Annotated in this window: 18 protein-coding genes, 1 tRNA gene and 1 riboswitch; of the genes, 6 read left to right on the forward strand and 13 right to left on the reverse strand. The window is 45.3% G+C overall.

The features are described from left to right. Nucleotides 1-32 precede the first annotated feature (32 nt). From A3GG_RS0101670 to A3GG_RS0101685, 4 genes are all read right to left on the reverse strand, one after another. Nucleotides 33-1,415, reverse strand: a complete 1,383-nt coding sequence (locus A3GG_RS0101670; protein ID WP_018357595.1) for a trigger factor — start codon at nucleotides 1,413-1,415, stop codon at nucleotides 33-35. A gap of 149 nt (nucleotides 1,416-1,564) precedes the next feature. Continuing rightward, a complete protein-coding gene (locus A3GG_RS0101675; protein ID WP_033408155.1) occupies nucleotides 1,565-2,200 on the reverse strand; it encodes a superoxide dismutase in 636 nt (211 codons plus the stop codon). Nucleotides 2,201-2,431: 231 nt separating this feature from the next. Then, a complete protein-coding gene (locus A3GG_RS0101680) occupies nucleotides 2,432-2,701 on the reverse strand; it encodes an HU family DNA-binding protein (RefSeq protein ID WP_018357597.1) in 270 nt (89 codons plus the stop codon). Between the two features lie 236 nt (nucleotides 2,702-2,937). Then, entirely contained in the window at nucleotides 2,938-3,840 is a 903-nt protein-coding gene (locus tag A3GG_RS0101685) for a site-specific tyrosine recombinase (RefSeq protein WP_018357598.1), read from the reverse strand. Nucleotides 3,841-4,159: 319 nt separating this feature from the next. Continuing rightward, a riboswitch (TPP riboswitch) is annotated at nucleotides 4,160-4,263 on the forward strand. Nucleotides 4,264-4,359: 96 nt separating this feature from the next. Here A3GG_RS0101685 and thiD point away from each other — a divergent pair. The 5 genes from thiD to A3GG_RS0101710 are packed head-to-tail and all read left to right on the forward strand — an operon-like array spanning nucleotide 4,360 to nucleotide 8,756. After that, nucleotides 4,360-5,169 carry a bifunctional hydroxymethylpyrimidine kinase/phosphomethylpyrimidine kinase gene (gene thiD / locus A3GG_RS0101690; protein ID WP_018357599.1) on the forward strand — a complete coding sequence of 270 codons (810 nt, stop codon included), beginning with the start codon at nucleotides 4,360-4,362 and terminating at the stop codon, nucleotides 5,167-5,169. Next, the gene (locus tag A3GG_RS0101695) at nucleotides 5,166-5,792 is read left to right on the forward strand and encodes a thiamine phosphate synthase (protein ID WP_018357600.1); all 627 of its coding nucleotides are present in this window, start codon (nucleotides 5,166-5,168) and stop codon (nucleotides 5,790-5,792) included. The genes thiD and A3GG_RS0101695 overlap by 4 nt, the downstream gene beginning before the upstream one ends. Continuing rightward, nucleotides 5,789-7,357 carry a phosphomethylpyrimidine synthase ThiC gene (gene thiC / locus A3GG_RS0101700; protein WP_018357601.1) on the forward strand — a complete coding sequence of 523 codons (1,569 nt, stop codon included), beginning with the start codon at nucleotides 5,789-5,791 and terminating at the stop codon, nucleotides 7,355-7,357. The genes A3GG_RS0101695 and thiC overlap by 4 nt, the downstream gene beginning before the upstream one ends. A 13-nt stretch (nucleotides 7,358-7,370) precedes the next feature. After that, nucleotides 7,371-8,144, forward strand: a complete 774-nt coding sequence (locus A3GG_RS0101705) for a sulfide-dependent adenosine diphosphate thiazole synthase (RefSeq protein WP_026215536.1) — start codon at nucleotides 7,371-7,373, stop codon at nucleotides 8,142-8,144. Between the two features lie 51 nt (nucleotides 8,145-8,195). After that, nucleotides 8,196-8,756, forward strand: coding sequence for a thiamine phosphate synthase (locus tag A3GG_RS0101710; RefSeq protein WP_018357603.1), 561 nt, complete (start codon nucleotides 8,196-8,198; stop codon nucleotides 8,754-8,756). A 50-nt stretch (nucleotides 8,757-8,806) separates the two neighbouring features. Here A3GG_RS0101710 and A3GG_RS0101715 read toward each other — a convergent pair. Next, a tRNA-Arg gene (locus A3GG_RS0101715) sits at nucleotides 8,807-8,878 on the reverse strand. 42 nt (nucleotides 8,879-8,920) lie between these two features. On the opposite strand from A3GG_RS0101715, the gene A3GG_RS0101720 reads away from it, so the two are divergent. Then, nucleotides 8,921-9,658 (forward strand): glycosyltransferase family 2 protein, encoded by a 738-nt coding sequence (locus tag A3GG_RS0101720; protein ID WP_018357604.1) that lies wholly within the window; start codon nucleotides 8,921-8,923, stop codon nucleotides 9,656-9,658. Between the two features lie 93 nt (nucleotides 9,659-9,751). Here A3GG_RS0101720 and A3GG_RS0101725 read toward each other — a convergent pair whose 3' ends face one another. The 8 genes from A3GG_RS0101725 to A3GG_RS13990 form a co-directional block, all read right to left on the reverse strand. Further along, on the reverse strand, nucleotides 9,752-10,447 hold the full coding sequence (locus A3GG_RS0101725; protein ID WP_018357605.1) for an energy transducer TonB: 696 nt from the start codon (nucleotides 10,445-10,447) through the stop codon (nucleotides 9,752-9,754). 131 nt (nucleotides 10,448-10,578) lie between these two features. After that, a complete protein-coding gene (locus A3GG_RS0101730) occupies nucleotides 10,579-11,262 on the reverse strand; it encodes a zinc metallopeptidase (protein WP_018357606.1) in 684 nt (227 codons plus the stop codon). 3 nt (nucleotides 11,263-11,265) lie between these two features. After that, nucleotides 11,266-12,552: an adenylosuccinate synthase gene (locus A3GG_RS0101735; RefSeq protein WP_018357607.1), complete on the reverse strand. Its 1,287-nt coding sequence runs from the start codon at nucleotides 12,550-12,552 to the stop codon at nucleotides 11,266-11,268. A 179-nt stretch (nucleotides 12,553-12,731) separates the two neighbouring features. Beyond that, nucleotides 12,732-13,601 carry an outer membrane protein assembly factor BamD gene (locus A3GG_RS0101740; RefSeq protein ID WP_018357608.1) on the reverse strand — a complete coding sequence of 290 codons (870 nt, stop codon included), beginning with the start codon at nucleotides 13,599-13,601 and terminating at the stop codon, nucleotides 12,732-12,734. Then, nucleotides 13,598-14,596: a glycosyltransferase family 2 protein gene (locus A3GG_RS0101745; protein WP_018357609.1), complete on the reverse strand. Its 999-nt coding sequence runs from the start codon at nucleotides 14,594-14,596 to the stop codon at nucleotides 13,598-13,600. The genes A3GG_RS0101740 and A3GG_RS0101745 overlap by 4 nt, the downstream gene beginning before the upstream one ends. After that, on the reverse strand, nucleotides 14,593-15,498 hold the full coding sequence (locus tag A3GG_RS0101750) for a lysophospholipid acyltransferase family protein (protein ID WP_018357610.1): 906 nt from the start codon (nucleotides 15,496-15,498) through the stop codon (nucleotides 14,593-14,595). Before A3GG_RS0101750 ends, A3GG_RS0101745 begins: the two co-directional genes overlap by 4 nt. Further along, the gene (gene mtaB / locus A3GG_RS0101755) at nucleotides 15,495-16,826 is read right to left on the reverse strand and encodes a tRNA (N(6)-L-threonylcarbamoyladenosine(37)-C(2))-methylthiotransferase MtaB (protein ID WP_018357611.1); all 1,332 of its coding nucleotides are present in this window, start codon (nucleotides 16,824-16,826) and stop codon (nucleotides 15,495-15,497) included. The genes A3GG_RS0101750 and mtaB overlap by 4 nt, the downstream gene beginning before the upstream one ends. A gap of 118 nt (nucleotides 16,827-16,944) precedes the next feature. After that, the gene (locus A3GG_RS13990; protein ID WP_428829139.1) at nucleotides 16,945-17,352 is read right to left on the reverse strand and encodes a TlpA family protein disulfide reductase; all 408 of its coding nucleotides are present in this window, start codon (nucleotides 17,350-17,352) and stop codon (nucleotides 16,945-16,947) included. Nucleotides 17,353-17,662: the final 310 nt, after the last annotated feature.

Consider the following 17,662-nt stretch of genomic DNA (forward strand, 5'->3'; position numbering starts at 1 on the left):
ACACCCTTAATATTTATAGTCTAACTAGGTGATTACTCCTCAGTAGTCTCCTCCTTCTTAGGATTGAGGATATCGTGAAGCTCATTCACAGTTACCTGCTTAGTCTCTAGCTTTACCTTATCCTGCATAGCCTTACCCACCTTCTGCTCTAAGATATTCATCTCTACAGAGTAAGCGAAGTTGCTATCCTCTAGTTGCTTATTGGCATAGTTAGCTACGATCTCATGGTCAGGATTAGTCCAGCCCATCTGAGCGAATTGGTTACGAACCATCTCGTATGCGAAGCCACGTACATCCTCCTCAGATACCTCGAGCTTCTCCTCATTGGCTAGATGACGAACGTATAGTTCACGCTTTAGGCTCTTGATAAGTGCTTCCTTATTAAGGTTCTTCAGACCCTCTTCGTCATCGTTGCGTTTTAGATTGTCGCTGTACCACTCGATGATTAAGTCGTCAGCAAGCTCTAGCTTTGAAGCCTTCTCATCCTTAGCGAAGTCTAGGAAGTCTGAGGTAAACTTATAGTCCGCATTGCCCTGCTCTGCAGCCTCCATATACTCACGAATCTTTGCCTTAGCCTCATCCTCGTTCGTTACCTTACCCTCACCAAATACGCTGTCGAAGAACTCCTGATCCAGTTCTGCTGGCACCATGTGACGAATAGTCTCAATCTGGAAGCTAAACTCCTTATCCTTAAGGCTCTCAACTTCCTCTTTCTCAATACCAATAAGAGAACTAAGCTCTGCCTCATTGCCATTGAACGCCTTGTATGGGTTGAATACCACTACAGAGCCCTTACCTGCATCCTTAAACTTAGCCTTCTCTTCCTCATCCTTCATAAAGTCAGGATAGATGGTAACATTCTCACGTACGATGCCATCCTCCTTACGGGTATCACCATCGAGCTCTGCAATATCACCACCAACGACTGCATTCTCTACAACTTGGTCGGTCTCCTGCATGCGTGAGCTACCCTGCTGCATATCTTCGAGCTGCTTTGCCACCTCCTCCTCGGTTACAGTCACCTCATATTTTGTGAAGGTCTTTCCGCTAAAGTCTGTATCATACTCTGCTGGATGAAGGGCGAGCTTGAAGAAGAGGGTCATATCCTCCTTTGTCATCTCTACACCATTGTTCTCCTCTGGAATAGCCCAGCCGATAACCTTATATTCCTTCTCCTTGATAAACTCATCTACGAGCTTGCCTACCATACGATTGATTACCTCATAGCGAACACCCTCACCATACATCTTCTCAATCATACCTACAGGAGCCTTGCCCTCCCTAAAGCCTTTCACCTTAGCACTACGAGCTACATGCTTCAGCTCCTTCTTGTGCTCATCCTGGTAATCGATCTTTGCTACATCTACTTGGAGACGTACAAAACCCTCCTTCTGCTCAACTATTGAGATATTCATTTCTCTAAATCTTAATACTATAGTAGTTATTACTTATTTCCAAAGAATTATCGGCAAATATACCTCTTTTCCACCACATAAGACAATAGAGGCGCACCCAAATAGCCTTGGGTACGCCTTCTAAGTGCCTTTATCAAGATAATGCCAGATTAGCGATTTGCGTAGCGCTTAGCCACCTCATCCCAATTGGTGATATCCCAAATCTTACCGAGGTGCTCAGCACGACGATTCTCAAAATCTACATAATAAGCATGCTCCCATACATCTGCACCGAATAGAGGTGTAAGACCATCAACGACAGGGTTACCTGCGTTGCTGTACTTATTGATAGAAAGGTTACCATCCTTATCGGTTGCTAACCATGCCCAGCCAGCACCGAATAGGGCAGTAGCATCTGCCTCGAACTGCTTCTTAAACTCTGCGAAGCTACCCCACTTAGCCTCGATAGCCTTTAGGAGGTCACCCGTTGGCTCACCACCCTTATTAGGTGCGAACTGTGTGAAGTAGAGGTTATGATTAAGGGTCTGACCAGCATTATTAAAGATGCCGCCCTCAGACTTCTTCACGATATCTACGAGCTCCATATTTGCAAACTCGGTACCCTCGATGAGCTTATTGAGGTTATTTACATAGGTCTGGAGGTGCTTACCATGGTGCAGACCAATAGTAGTTGCGCTGATTACTGGCTCCAAAGCATCAGGAGCATAAGGTAGTTTTACTAGTTCAAACTTCATATTCGCTTCTTTCTTATTAGTTGTTGTTACTTCTACGTCTTCTTTTTGCATCTCTGCCGTGTTGGTCTCTACCCTCTTAACATCAAAAGAGGAAAGCCCGATAAGTAGCGATGCTAGTGCTACAGTAATGTATCTTGTCTTCATTCAAAACATTCACGCATTATTGCGCTTCGGTTATATAACAACACATGACTCGAAAAGGTTTATTGAGAGAATAAAAAAGGCTCCACACTCTCTCAATTAATGGTGAGTGCGGAGCCTAAAATCTAGATTGCTCTCAGCTTACTTGTTAAGGTTGAGAGCGGCACCTGCCTTGAAACGAACTACCTTTCGAGCAGCAATCTTCATCTTCTTGCCAGTCTGAGGATTTACACCCTCGCGAGCAGCACGCTCTGAAACAGAGAAGGTACCAAAGCCTAGGATAGCAATCTTTTCGCCCTTCAACATCTCCTCACGAATAACCTCGATACCAGCATCAACGGCTTTCTTAGCGTCAACTTTAGTTAGTTCACCTTTTTCTGCAATAGCAGCAATAAATTCAGTCTTATTCATATTAAAACAAATTTAAAAATGGAAGTATATAAAATTATCATTTTTGTAATTCTTAGTAAAGTCATCTATCTCTATGGACAAAGCCCTCACTAATTCATGTCCAAATATAGTGTAATTATTCGTAAAACCAAGTAGATATGACTATTTTTAGATTTTTTACATATTAAATATTGACTTTACACCTATATAAAAGGGTATACAGCACTATTATTGATATCTCCTCAAGTTATGAGAGGTCAATGATTACGTGGATGGTAGTTCAGGATGTCATCTCTGAGCTTACTTCTATCAATATGTGTGTAAATTTCAGTTGTAGAAATATCGGCATGCCCTAGCATATCACGAATGGCTTGTAGGTTGGCTCCACCCTCCAAAAGATGTGTAGCGAAAGAGTGCCTAAAGGTATGCGGCGAGATTTCTTTCTCTAGGCCTATGCGTTCGGCCAGCTCCTTGATCACCATAAATACCATTTGCCGAGAAATGCCAGTGCGAATACGGTTAAGAAACACATGATGGGTGTATCCTGGCTTTGCCTCTACAGCGTGACGAATGGGCAAATAATCCATAATCCGCTCTACTGCACTTTCAGACATAGGCACCAATCGCTCTTTACTACCTTTACCTACCACTCGGATGTACTTCTCCTCCAAAAAGAGGGATGGAAATGTGAGGTCGCAAGCCTCTGATACCCTAAGCCCACAACTATACAGAAGCTCTATAAGCGCCGCATTTCTCACTCCATTGGACGTATCAAGGTCTATCGCACCGATAAGTTCATCCACCTCCTCCACCGTCAGTACTTCAGGCAGATGCTCCGATACTTTAGGGCCTTCGAGGGTCTCCGTAGGATTATCTTCTAGAATCTCCTCCAATTCTAGAAAACGGTAAAAGCTTTTCACCCCACTCACCGTTCGGCGAAGGCTCTTTTGCCTCAGTCCAAGATCGGAGAGATATGCCAAAAAACCTTCTAATTCCTCATACGTAAGCTCGAGATATGACTTCTCTCGCATCTCGGCATACTCAACCAAGTGCTGCACATCCCTACCATAGCTCACGATGCTATTCTCTGCTAAATTTCGTTCTAGCAGCAGGTAATCACGATAATCCTGCAGTAGCTCATCTATTTTTCTATCTTTCATACCCCAAAGTTACCACTTTCTAGAGCTATTCCATAGCTTGTCTAAGTAGTAGAGCCATAGCGCTTTGTGATAGTCTACTGAGTACACAAATTTATTCCTAGGAATAAATAAAACTTTCCCTAGAGATAAATATTTTTATTTGTACAGAAAAATAAATTTATTCCTAGGAATAAATTTTCTTACTTGCGCGAGCCACAATGAGTGCTCTACGGAGAAGATTTTGGGAGTATAGAACATGGTGGGAATGATACCTATTTGGTGGGGCGAGAAAAAAGGGTTAAGTTTGCCAATAGATTTATTTGAGTAACGACTGGAGCTGGATCCAGTGAAGGGGTGCCACTATTATAATTGTAGTGTGCTGAGAAGATACCCTTAGAACCTGATGCAGGTAATGCTGCCGTAGGAATAAGAGTTACGCGTTATTCTGGGTCTCCCAGGAGTTACGAGTTACGGCTACGCAGCATCTTTTGAAGGGATTCTGCGTAGCCGTAACTCGTAACTGTTATTATAGGCAAACACATGAAATACCTACCTACACTGACCATTGCGGGTTCAGATTGCTCAGGAGGAGCAGGCATACAGGCGGATATCAAGACGATGTCAGCACTAGGATGCTACGCTATGTCGGTGATTACCTCGATTACTGCCCAAAATACATGTGGGGTAAGGGCTGTACTACCGCTTCCTGTAGAGCTAGTGAGGTCTCAGCTAGAAGCTATCTTGGAGGATATTCCTCCATTAGCCATCAAGATAGGTATGCTCTATAATTCTGATATTATCCATTGTGTAGCAAGCTTACTTCAGGAGTGTGATATCCCTCTTGTGATAGACCCTGTAATGGTTGCCACCAGTGGTGACAGACTTATCGACAACACGGCCGTAGAGCTATTTACGAGGCAATTACTTCCACTCTCCACACTCATCACTCCTAATCTTCAGGAGGCCGAGGTACTCTCGAAAACCAAGATGACTTCTCAGCATGCTCTTGAGGAGGCTGGACAATGGTTCCTCTCTCACGGTGCGAGAGCGGTGCTCATCAAAGGAGGTCATACTTGGGAGAAAGAGGCTACCGACTATCTTTTCCATAATGACGGTTGCCAAACCTTTACCCATAGTAGGATTGAGAGTCCCAACACGCATGGCACCGGCTGCACCCTATCCTCTGCTATTACCGCATACCTTGCACAAGGGCAGACCCTTTCACAGGCTGTTGCCCTTGGGAAGTTATACCTCACTGAAGCGTTATTGTCGGGCAAAGACCTAAGTATAGGGCATGGACATGGTCCTGTAGATCATTTTTATAACCCTCAAAAGAGCATCAAACGATGAAGACACTACAGTTTATCACTCATCAGACAGAGAGACACAGTTATCTGGATGGCGCTTTACTCGCCCTCAAAGGTGGATGCAGGTGGATACAACTGCGCATGAAGGGGGCAACAAGAGAGCAAATCCTAAAGGAGGGGAGGCCGTTGCGTGAGCTTTGTGACGAGTACCAAGCAACCATGATTCTCGATGATCATGTAGAGCTAGTCAATGAGCTGGGTGCTGATGGAGTGCACTTGGGTCAAAAGGATATGCCCATAGCTGATGCTCGTGCCTTACTAGGAGAGAAGTATATCATTGGCGGTACGGCAAATACCCTAGCAGAGATTCGGAGGCATTATGAGCATGGAGCAAACTACGTAGGTTGTGGACCCTTCAGGTTTACCACTACGAAGGAGCAGCTTGCCCCTACCCTTGGCTTGGAGGGCTACCGCATGTTACTCAAAGAGATGAAGGAGGAGGGTATGGAGCTTCCTCTAGTAGCTATTGGAGGCATCACAAGGGAAGATATTCGTCCCCTTATTGAGCTAGGGGTTTCTGGGATTGCACTGAGTAGTACTGTGCTATGTGCAGCAGACCCAACTGAAGAAGTGAAGAAGATTCTAAATGAAATAAAGCAATTATGAAGCAGGACTTTAAGATTAAATACCCCAATTCGGAGAAGATTTACCTTGCTGGTAAGCTATTCCCCGAGATTAGGGTAGGCATGAGGAAAATCAACCAACTACCAACCGTAGCTAAAGATGGTACGAGGCGTGAAAATCCTTCGGTGATTGTATACGATACCAGTGGCGTCTATAGCGACCCAGAGGCAACTATCAATCTTGAGAAAGGATTACCTAAACTACGCCAGCCTTGGATAGACGGACGTGAGCACACTCAGCTTTACTATGCTAAGCAGGGGGTAATCACTCCTGAAATGGAGTATGTGGCTATCAGGGAGAACATGAACTGTGAGGAACTCGGCATAGAGACCTACATCACGCCTGAATATGTGTGCTCAGAAGTGGCAGCAGGTAGAGCTGTAATCCCAGCTAATCATAAGCACCCCGAGACTGAGCCCATGATTATCGGCACCAACTTCCTCGTGAAGATCAATACCAATATTGGCAACTCAGCTATGGGCTCTAGCATAGAGGAGGAGGTAGAGAAGGCAATCTGGAGCTGCAAGTGGGGTGGAGATACCGTAATGGATCTCTCTACGGGGAAAAATATCACAGAGACCCGTGAGTGGATTCTTAGGAATAGCCCTGTACCTGTAGGCACAGTACCTATGTACCAAGCTTTTGAGAAAGTAAATGGAAAGATAGAAGACCTCTCATGGGAGGTATTTAGAGATACTCTACTAGAGCAGTGTGAGCAAGGAGTGGACTACTTCACGATACACTGCGGTATACGTCTACAAAATATTCACTTGGCCGATACCCGACTCACGGGCATAGTAAGTAGAGGAGGTAGTATCATCTCCAAATGGTGTGAAATCAATAACGAGGAGAGCTTCCTCTACAGCCACTTCGACGATATCTGTGATATCTGTCGTAAGTATGATGTGGCGCTTTCACTAGGAGACGGACTCAGACCTGGTTCTACTTTTGATGCCAACGATAAGGCTCAGTTTGCCGAACTCGACACAATGGGCGAACTCGTGGAGCGCGCTTGGGCTAAGGATGTACAGGTATTTATTGAAGGTCCTGGACACGTGCCGATGCACAAGATCAAGGAGAATATGGAGCGCCAAATAGAGAAGTGCCATGGAGCACCATTCTACACCCTTGGTCCTATTGTCACTGATATTGCTCCGGCTTATGATCACATCACAAGCGCTATCGGGGCTTCGATGATTGGCTGGTATGGTACAGCCATGCTTTGCTACGTTACACCTATGGAGCATCTTGGTCTACCAGACAAGGAAGATGTGCGCACTGGCGTAGTTACCTATAAGATTGCGGCACATGCTGCTGATCTTGGCAAGCAACATCCTGCGGCTGCAATTCGGGACAATGCCTTAAGCAAGGCAAGGTACGAATTTAGGTGGAAAGATCAGTTTAACCTCTCTTTAGACCCTGAGAAAGCCGAGGAGTATTACCGTAAGAGTAATCCAACGGATGCTCGCTTCTGCTCGATGTGTGGACCTAACTTCTGTGCTATGAGGATTAGCCAGACAATAGATAATGAATGTAACAATAAGTAATAATATAGTATTTATGATTGAGAAGACAATATCTGCTGGGATTATTACCCGCTATTTTGAGAAGCTAAATGATTGTCTCGACCTAGACGTTGCTATCGTAGGCGGAGGTCCTTCGGGCATTATTGCCGCATACTACCTCGCGAAAGCTGGACTGAAGGTAGCACAGTTCGACCGCAAGCTCTCTCCAGGTGGAGGTATGTGGGGTGGTGCAATGATGTTCAACGAGATCGTGTTCCAAGAGGAAGCGCTGGAAATTGTGAAGGAGATGGACATCAATTACACCCCTTACACTGATAACCTCTATACTATGGACTCTGTTGAGAGTACGGCTGCTCTACTATATAGGGCTGTTCATGCTGGGGCTAAGATATTCAACTGCTATTCTGTAGAGGATGTAGTATATAAGGAGGATAAGGTAAGTGGCGTAGTGGTGAACTGGACGCCTGTACTCCGCGAAGGGATGCACGTAGACCCTCTAAATATCATGGCAAAGTGTGTAATTGATGGCACAGGTCACGATAGCGAGATTTGCCAAGTGGTAGCTAAGAAGAATGGCGCTACGCTCAATACTTCTACCGGAGGTGTTGTGGGCGAACGCTCCCTTGATGTCGTGACGGGTGAGAAAATGGTTGTAGAAGGGACAAAGGAGATTTATCCTGGACTTTACGTGTGTGGTATGGCTTCGTCTGCAGTTTACGGAACACCTCGCATGGGACCTATCTTTGGCGGCATGATGATGAGTGGCAAGAAGGTCGCTGATATGATCATCGAGAAACTAAAGAAATAAGACAAATGGGGAGTAGAGCTCATGGGCACTACTCCCCATTTATAATATCTTATGAAGGTAATAGTACTGACTCCCCCTACTCCTTTTCCCTCGGAGCGGGAGATGATCAAGGAGATTATCGAAGAGGGAATCTATAGGCTACACCTCCGTAGACCCGACTGGAGCGAAGGTGAGACGAGGGCTTTCCTTGAGAGTTTCTCGGCAGACCAACTCTCTCGAATCGTGCTGCACGACCACCATCAGCTATCGGAGGAGTACCCTATTGGGGGAGTCCATTTCAATAGACGCCATCCCTTTGTCCGCCATTACCACCTCCCCTGCTCTATTTCTTGTCATACTCTAGAGGAGGTACAGATTTATAAACCACAGGTCAATTACTTATTTCTAAGCCCCATATTCGATAGTATATCAAAGGAAGGGTACGGCTCGGCGTTTTCGCTAGATGAGCTTCGGGAAGCTGGTGATCTTATCGACCAACACGTATTTGCACTAGGAGGGGTGTCCTTGGATAAGTTACCGCTTCTCCGAGAGCTATCTTTCGGAGGAGTGGCTCTACTTGGTGACTTTTGGCAACACGCTGCTACGTCTCATTACATAAGGAATTATCTGTAACTTTGTGCCACAAAAAAGAGACACCACTATGACTAGCGATGTCTCTAAAGTAGCTCCGACGGGAATCGAACCCATATCTAAAGTTTAGGAAACTTTTGTTCTATCCGTTGAACTACAGAGCCAGTACCCAAACGTGGTGCAAACTTACTACATTTTTAGCTTATATGCAAGGAAGAAAGAGAATAAGTGTGGTGACTATCTGCTACAATGCCTATGAGGAGTTACAATACACCCTCAGGTCTGTGGCGGAGCAAAGCTACCCATTCATTGAATATATTGTTGTTGATGGTGCTTCTACAGATGGCTCGAACGAACTCTTTGAGTCTTATCGAGCAGATATAGACGTCCTGATTTCTGAGCCCGACAAAGGCATCTACGACGCAATGAATAAGGGAATTAAGGCAGCGACAGGAGATTATCTTTGTTTTATGAATGCGGGGGATACTTTCCACTCCACTACCACACTTGAAGAGGTTTTTGCCCAAGTGGGAACAAATCATCCTGATGTCATATATGGCGAAACAGACTTGGTGGATACAGATCGCCGCTTCTTGAGGCATAGACGTCTCTCTGCCCCCCTGGTGCTGACAAAAGATAGCTTTCTCAGAGGGATGCTCGTCTGTCACCAGTCTTTTTATCCACGAAGAGAGCTAGCTCCGCTGTATAATCTCTCCTATCGTTTTTCTAGCGACTTCGACTGGTGTATTCGCATCCTAAAGCAAAGCCAGCGTAATCACAATACCCACTTGGTTCTTACTGACTATCTCTCAGAGGGGGTCACGACACAAAACCATAAGGCATCACTCCGTGAGCGGTTCCAGATTATGAGGTACCACTACGGACTAGCGCGTACCCTACTCGCCCATGCCTATATTTTGCTGCGTAGTATCCTAAAGAGATAATCAATGTTGCCCGATCTACGTTTTCTCTGAACAAATGAAATAGCCGTGACACCCAAGGTATCACGGCTATTATATTATCCTAAACTCTCAGTATTACTGGAGGCGGAATTGTACTGGGAGTGTGAAGCGTGCACGTACTGGCTTACCAGTCTGCATACCAGGCTTCCACTTAGGCATCTGCTTTACCACGCGGATTGCCTCCTTGTCAAGGTTGGAGTCAACACCACGTGCAATCTGAACGTTAGAGATAGAACCATCAGGCTCAACAACGAATGACACCATTACACGACCCTGAATGTTATTCTCTGCTGCGATTGGCGGATACTGAATATTCTTGCTCAGCCACTTCATCATCGCTGCCTGACCACCAGGGAACTCTGGCATCTCCTCTAGGTACTCGAAGATGTGGTCATCTGCTACTTCCTCACGGCTACGCTGTGCAGGAGCTGGAGGAGTAAAAGTCTGCTGTAGCTTGTTAGCTGCGTCGTCTACAGAAGCAATCTGAACATCAGCTACCTTTACATCGTCCTCAACGATGGTTAGCTCCTCTACAACAACCTCTTGCTGAATCTCAGGCTCTGGAGGTGGAGCTTGCTCCTCCTCAGGAGTAATCTGAATATCCTCAATCTCCTCGAGGACTACATTCTGGGAAATCTCCTCTACAGTTATTTCCTTATTACCCCACTCAAAGGCAACAAAGACAGTAGCCAAGGCAACGACCAAACCCATCAGGAAGAATAAACCCTTGTTATTCTCCAGATTTGCTCTGTCCGTCTTCTTTTGTCTCATAATTTGTTTTGTCTTAGTATATTGTAATCAATTTCTGTCGATAGTACTTAGAGGGCTAGCTATACAAACTGCCTCTCACCCCACAAATGTACACATTTTATTGATATCTCCAACATTTTCTGGGGCTATTATCATCTCCTACTGCTATATATCGTGATATAGTAAAGTAAGGTAGCAATCGAACCGATAGCAGCAGCAAAATAAGTGTATGCGGCACTACGTAATGCTGTAGCAGCCATTGGCTGTTGTTCGTAGCTGGTGACCCTAGAACGCTCTAGCCATACTAGAGCCCTTCTACTCGCATCTACCTCTACAGGTAGAGTGATGATACTAAAGAGCGTTGTGAGTGCAAACAGTATGATTCCAGCGAGCAACAGTTGAGGGAATGAATTCACGAGGAATATGCCTGCGAGCAGGACCCACTGTACTATATTGGAGGAGAACTGCACCGCAGGGACTAGCGCTGATCTCATCTTGAGTGGGGCATACCCTACAGCATGCTGCACAGCATGACCCGTCTCATGAGCTGCAACTGCTGCTGCCATTACACTATTGGAGCTGTAAACCGCCTCGCTTAAGTTGATGGTGCGATTGGCAGGATTGTAGTGATCTGTGAGTAGTCCTGAGGTTGAAATCACCTGCACATCCGTGATGCCATTCTCCTGGAGCATTCGTTCAGCGACTTCTCTTCCAGTAAGCCCACTATCGAGACGAATCTTGGAATACTTCTTAAATTTTCTCTTGAGGTTCCACTGAACAAGCATGCCCAGTATCATCACCCCAAACATCAATATATATGCTGTTGGTATCCACATGTCTTAAAAACCTTCTCTTATAATGGTCTGCGCCCTATCTGGACCGACAGAAACGATACGGATAGGTACGCCTAAGTACTCTTCGATGAACTGAATGTACGCCTTGAAGTCTGCCCCAAAGTCTGCCTCCGAAGTTGACTTAGTCATATCAGTATGCCAGCCTTTGAAACTCTTGTACACGGGCTTTACTTGCTCATTTAGTTCAAATGGCATCTGAGTGGTCTCCACCCCGTCAATCTCATAAGCGACACAAGCCTTTACCTCATCAAAAGTATCTAGCACATCGCTCTTCATCATGATCAAGTCGGTAACGCCATTGAGCATCACAGTATATTTTAGTGCCACGAGGTCTATCCAGCCACATCTACGCTTACGACCAGTAACGGAGCCAAACTCATGACCTAGTTCACACATAAGGTCACCTGTCTGGTCGAATAGCTCGGTAGGAAATGGACCAGCACCTACTCTTGTGCAATAGGCCTTGAAAATACCAAATACGCGACCGATACGACTAGGTGCTACGCCCAGACCTGTGCAAGCACCAGCACTAATAGTATTCGATGAAGTCACAAATGGGTAAGAACCATAATCAATATCCAAAAGTGAACCTTGAGCCCCCTCTGCCAATACCGCCTTATCCGCTGCTAGGGTGTTATTTACCAAGAACTCACCATCTACGATTTGGTACTCCTTAAGCGCCTCTACAGCTTCCATCCATCGGTTTTCAAGCTCTGAGAAATTAGGAGCCAACTCTTCTAGTGAGGTGCCAAGTGCCTTAAGCTGTCCTACGTGTCGCTCCTTGGCTGGTTCGTAGCGAGACTTGAAGTCATTAGAAAGGATATCCCCTACCCTTACGCCATTACGACTAATCTTATCGGTATATGTAGGACCAATACCCTTACCCGTTGTCCCCACCTTCTTATCGCCCTTTGCTCGTTCACTTGCGGCATCTAAAAGGCGGTGAGTAGGCAATATCAAATGGGTCTTCTTGGAGATGACCAAACGAGCTTGGATATCCAATCCACCTTCCTTCAGTGCATTCGCCTCCTCTACAAAGAGTACGGGATCAAGTACCACGCCATTGCCAATCATATTGGTCATACCCTGGAATACACCCGATGGGATTGAACGAAGTACGACCTTTTTGCCCTCAAACTCTAAGGTATGCCCTGCGTTCGGACCACCTTGAAATCTTGCTACTAAGTCGTACTTAGGTGTGAGCACATCCACTACCTTACCTTTTCCCTCGTCGCCCCATTGGAGACCCAAGAGTACATCTACTTTCTTCATATCCTAATTATATATTTTATATCGTAGTCGATAAAACTTTCGTTATTAGTCATACGCTCCCCTTCAAACATCACAAATATACACATTATTCGTATTACGTAGAGTAAACGCACGAGCAAAGATGCTAAATCGCAGCGAAAACGGGGAATGGGGCATTAGTAACAGGAGCCTTGCAAGAGTCACTTTGTCTTAATCGCTTCTTTTGCTTTACGATCGTTCTCTAGTTGTAGACGTCGATTATGTCTATCCAAACCTCTTTGTAGTTCGGCTATATCTAGTAACCCTTGAGCATAGAAGTAACTCTTGGTGATTGCTTCCCTTGCCTTATTATCCAAGGCAAAGCTCCTCGATTTCTTGCCATTTTGTAGTCCAAAGGCAACCTTTAGGGTGGCTCTCTCAGGTGCGTTGGCTATAAACCCAGCTACTCTTAGGGCTTTATCTGCTGCAAAAGTAAGCCTCTCGTAGTGGCGTCCTAGGTCTTCATATCGATAGTTGGGCCCTCCATCATACGCCAAAGTATCACTCGAGATAAATGTATTTCCAGTACTCTCTGTGACCAAGATATGAGTTACGCCAATGGGGCTAGTCCCCGAAGTAGCTGCTATCAGTTGGAGTGTCCCATCATTCGCAATATAGGTATCAAGGAATGAGCCCCGAGCATTAACAGCGGAGGGGTCGTATCCCTTGTAGCGGATGATATTTTCATCGGGCATACCAGGAGCTTTCACCAATGTAAAATCTCGGTATAGGCTATCGGTATAATGTATTAGCGCCTCCATGCGAGGGATTATTTCTAGCGAATCTCGACGGCTTCTGGCGAGGCGCACTTCTCTACTCAGCTCAAGGGCTTGCTCCCTAGCTCTTACCTCCTTGGGATACACTTTATTGAGGCTATCCAATAGTTGCAGCGCTTCATCGTAAGCCTCTTGCTGATAGTATTGGGATGCAGCATCCAGCATGGCATTAGCTGCTTTTTCTTCTTGGCTGACACAAGAAGAGAACAAAGATAGTACCCCAACAGATACTACGTATATATACTTTTTCATCATGGCTTTAACTTGTCAAATGTTTTCTCTCCGAATAAATGATACCTTAGCAAGATAGAGTGGCGGTACAGTCTTTGGTAAGATTGCACTCTGCCCTCTGTTCTTTGCGCTGCCGAGGTCTGTCTAAAAGCGTTCCAAGCCTTAAAAACTGCCATTGCGTCCTTAGGTTTTCTCCGAAGGACAAAGACGAGTGCGGCAAGAAGGTCTAGAAATAGGCGTAAAGTAAGCACCCACCAACGTCTGCTATCTGGGAGATTCTTTCTAAGCATCAATAGATTATTACGGAAGTTGAGGAAGGTTTTATGCGGATTCTCGGCACTTAGGGAAGCTCCACCATAATGAAAGACCTCACTCTGTGGCACCACGAACAACTGGTGTCCAGCACTATTCCAGCGCCAACACAGGTCTATTTCCTCCTGATGTGCAAAGAATCGTTCATCCAATCCGCCTTCAACAACATAGTTCTCTCGACGCACCAACATAGCTGCACCAGTAGTCCAAAACACTCGCTTAGGTTCGCTGCCATATTGTCCCTGATCTTGCTCTAGAGTATCAAAGATTCTCCCTCGGCAAAAGGGATATCCTAGCCAATCCATATACCCACCCTCGGCTCCGGCATACTCATAGCGCTCTGGCTCTCTATCCCATCTTATCTTGGGCTGGACAGAGACTACCTCGGGATGCTGCTCCATAAAAGCAAATAGAGGTTCGAGCCAACCCGGTGTTACCCGCACGTCGTTATTGAGGAGTAGGATATACTCGTGCTTTAGTTGCTTGATAGCCTCATTATATCCTCGAGCGAAGCCATAGTTTTGGGGGAGTTCCAGCACTTTTACCCCGAGGCTAAGAGCATAAGCGACCGAGGAGTCTGTGCTACCATTATCTGCCAGCACAATATCCGCCAGCTCGCTAGGAGTATGCGCCACCACACTAGGGAGGTATTGCTCAAGCAGCGAACGAGCATTCCACGAGAGTATCACTACAGCTATCTTCTTCATCTCATTACAATTTCCTTATCGGGATATTCTTTAGCCACCCATTGAGGATCTATTTTCCATCTGCGGTGCGACCATAGCCAAATCTCTGGCTGTCGCTCGATGCTTTGTTCCAATAGCTGCATGAAGTGAGCCGATAAGTCGAACTTCGGGAGTTGGCTTGCATCACGGGTCATTTCCTTAATGGTTAGGAGGTATTGCCCTCTGCTCACTCGCTCTACATCGATATAAACCACAGCAGCTCGTCGGAGGTTTGCAAGGCGTTCCATGCCCGTGATGGTCGCAGTAGGTCTGTGCAGAAAGTTCGTAAAGAGTACGGTATGCTCAAGCGATGGGTTTTGATCCGAAACAAATATATAGGTATTATTCCCTTGCTCCTTGCGTCTCTGGAGCACCTCTACTGGTGCTGAATTCATTTCAATAAGGCGAGCACCGAAACGACTACGAGCCTTACTCATTACTTCATTCCATATCCCATTCTGATGTTTGTAGACGACATTGAACTGAGTCATAGGCAATAGCGCCTGACAGCCTGTGAACCACTCCCAATTTCCATAGTGCCCAAGGAGGAAAAATAGAGTAGGATTATCGGCGTGGATATCAGCGATGAGTGCACTATTGCTGATGCGTACATGCCTTTTCAGTCTACGTTTGGAGAAGGAGGTGAGCATAACTATCTCCACGCCCAAGTCACTTAGGTGCCTGTAGTACGCCCGCTCAAGCGCTCTCAGTTCCTTCGGACTCTTGTCAGAAAACGAGCTGCGAAGATTACTCTGTATCACCTCTCTCCGATACCCTACTATATATTGTAGTATGTAGGATATCCCCCAGCTCCAAGCATAGTGCCACCAAGAGGGCAGCCAGCCGAACAACTGTAGGAGAGTATAAAGTAGTTGTGCTTTCATTTGATTAATTCTGCACGACAAACTTCAGGGTCTTCCTCAAGACATTCACCTACTCTCACAGCCACTACCTCTCCTTGTAGTGCTTCACTATAGGGCACACGGACTCGTATATAATTCTCTGTAAACCCATACAACCATTCACCACCATGGGCATGCTCTAAGAGCGCATGACGAATAGTGCCTACTTGGCTTCTATTAAATGCAAGATGCTTTGCCTCACTAAGTGCTATCAATCGTTGGCTCCGCGCTTGCTTCTCCTGTGGGTCAACCACATAATCTATAGCTAGGGCATCTGTGCCTGGGCGTTCGCTATAGCTAAAGACGTGGAGCTTACTAATGGGTAAGTTCTGAATGAATCGGTAGGCATCCTCGAAATACTCTGGGGTCTCGCCCCTCATCCCTACAATCACATCCACTCCGATAAAAGCATCGGGGAGGATAGACTTAATTAGTTCCACCTTGTGCCTAAATACATCGCGATTGTATCGCCTACGCATCAGCCTCAAGACATCATCACTACCGCTCTGCAATGGTATATGGAAATGGGGAGCGAGCCTTCGTGAGTTGGCCACAATCTTGATGATCTCATCGGTAATCAGATTGGGCTCAATGCTCGAAATCCTAAAGCGGTCTATGCCCTCTACCTTGTCAAGAGCCTGCACAAGATCTACAAACTTATCTCCAGTACTTCGCCCGAAGTCACCTACATTTACGCCCGTGAGGACAATCTCCTTGCCTCCCAGACGGACTACCTCATTGGCTTCAGATACGAGATCCTCAATCCTACCATTTCGGCTCTTCCCTCTTGCTTTTGGTATCGTGCAATAGCTACAGTGGTAGTCACAACCATCTTGCACCTTCAGGAAATGGCGTGTACGCCCTTCGCTAGATACCGAGTGGGAGAAGCTCTCTACATCTTCTATCTTGCTATGTATGATATGTCCGTGCTCTGGATGATTCGTACCAAGATCAGACAAAAGGTACTCTATTAGTCGCCCTTTGTCCTTGGCACCAATCACGAGGTCCACTCCTTCTATCTTCGCTATCTCTTCAGGTTGAAGCTGAGCATAACAACCCGTGACAATGATCTTAGCGCTCGGATGCTCTCTATGAAGACGGCGAATCAGCTGACGGCTTTTCTTATCTGCCAGCTCAGTCACCGAGCACGTATTCACGATACAATAGTCTGCCCGCTCTCCCTCTACTGCAGTCGTCATGCCCCGTTCAGTAAGTGCACGACCAATATGGCTCGTCTCGGTGAAGTTAAGCTTGCAACCAAGTGTACAGTAAGTTACTTTCTTACCTTTAAATTCTTTCTCAATATTCATGGTTGCAAAGATAGATATTTTAGAGCGAAATAGTCTCAAAATGGAAAGTATAATAGACCACAGTCCATACTATCAGCTTGTAAATAAATTGGGAAACGTTTCATTTCAATTAATCTTCCTATTTTTCTTGCCCAATAATTACACCAGATTTATTATATTTAATTACATGGGGGATTGAGGTTACCTTCATGTCTATAAACCATCGGGAAGTCTGACTGTTTGTCGTAAAGTAGCAGTGTTTTTCTTTGTCAAGTCTTAGCTCCTTAACTCTCTTTTTCCAATCAGCACTATTATCCATAAAAGTAATAAATACATATTCAACTCCTTTTCTCTTATTTTTCTCTCTTGTCTCTTGTTCTGCTTTAATTTTTGTAATACATGGAGAACACCATGATGCCCAAATATCCAATACTACCTCTTTCCCTCTTAATTTCTCCAAAACCTCTTCTAGTGTAGTGGTTTCACCTTGAGCATTCACTATAACGACATCATTAGTTGCATTTGGATCAATGCTGTATTTTTTCATTAAAAAAACTGGAAGTTCAGAGGACGGGTATAGGTTAAGATACTCTTGACTATTTTTCTGAATGATATCCCATGGAGCCTCAGAATATATTCGGTCTAAATACTGAGAGATACTGATTTTAATAAGAGTAGAAGGNATTGGAATTGCTCTTAAAATAGAATCCAACACCGCAACAGAATAGATATTCCCATCATATAGGTGGCGAGTTATGTTGTAGTGATTTGACAAGAGTTTATAATAATTTGAGTTGTAGTAAAAACTAGAATCTGTTTCTACTTCTGAATAATTAAAATCCCAATCGGCTCTGTAT

It is taken from the genome of Porphyromonas levii DSM 23370, from assembly GCF_000379925.1.
Taxonomy (GTDB): domain Bacteria; phylum Bacteroidota; class Bacteroidia; order Bacteroidales; family Porphyromonadaceae; genus Porphyromonas_A; species Porphyromonas_A levii.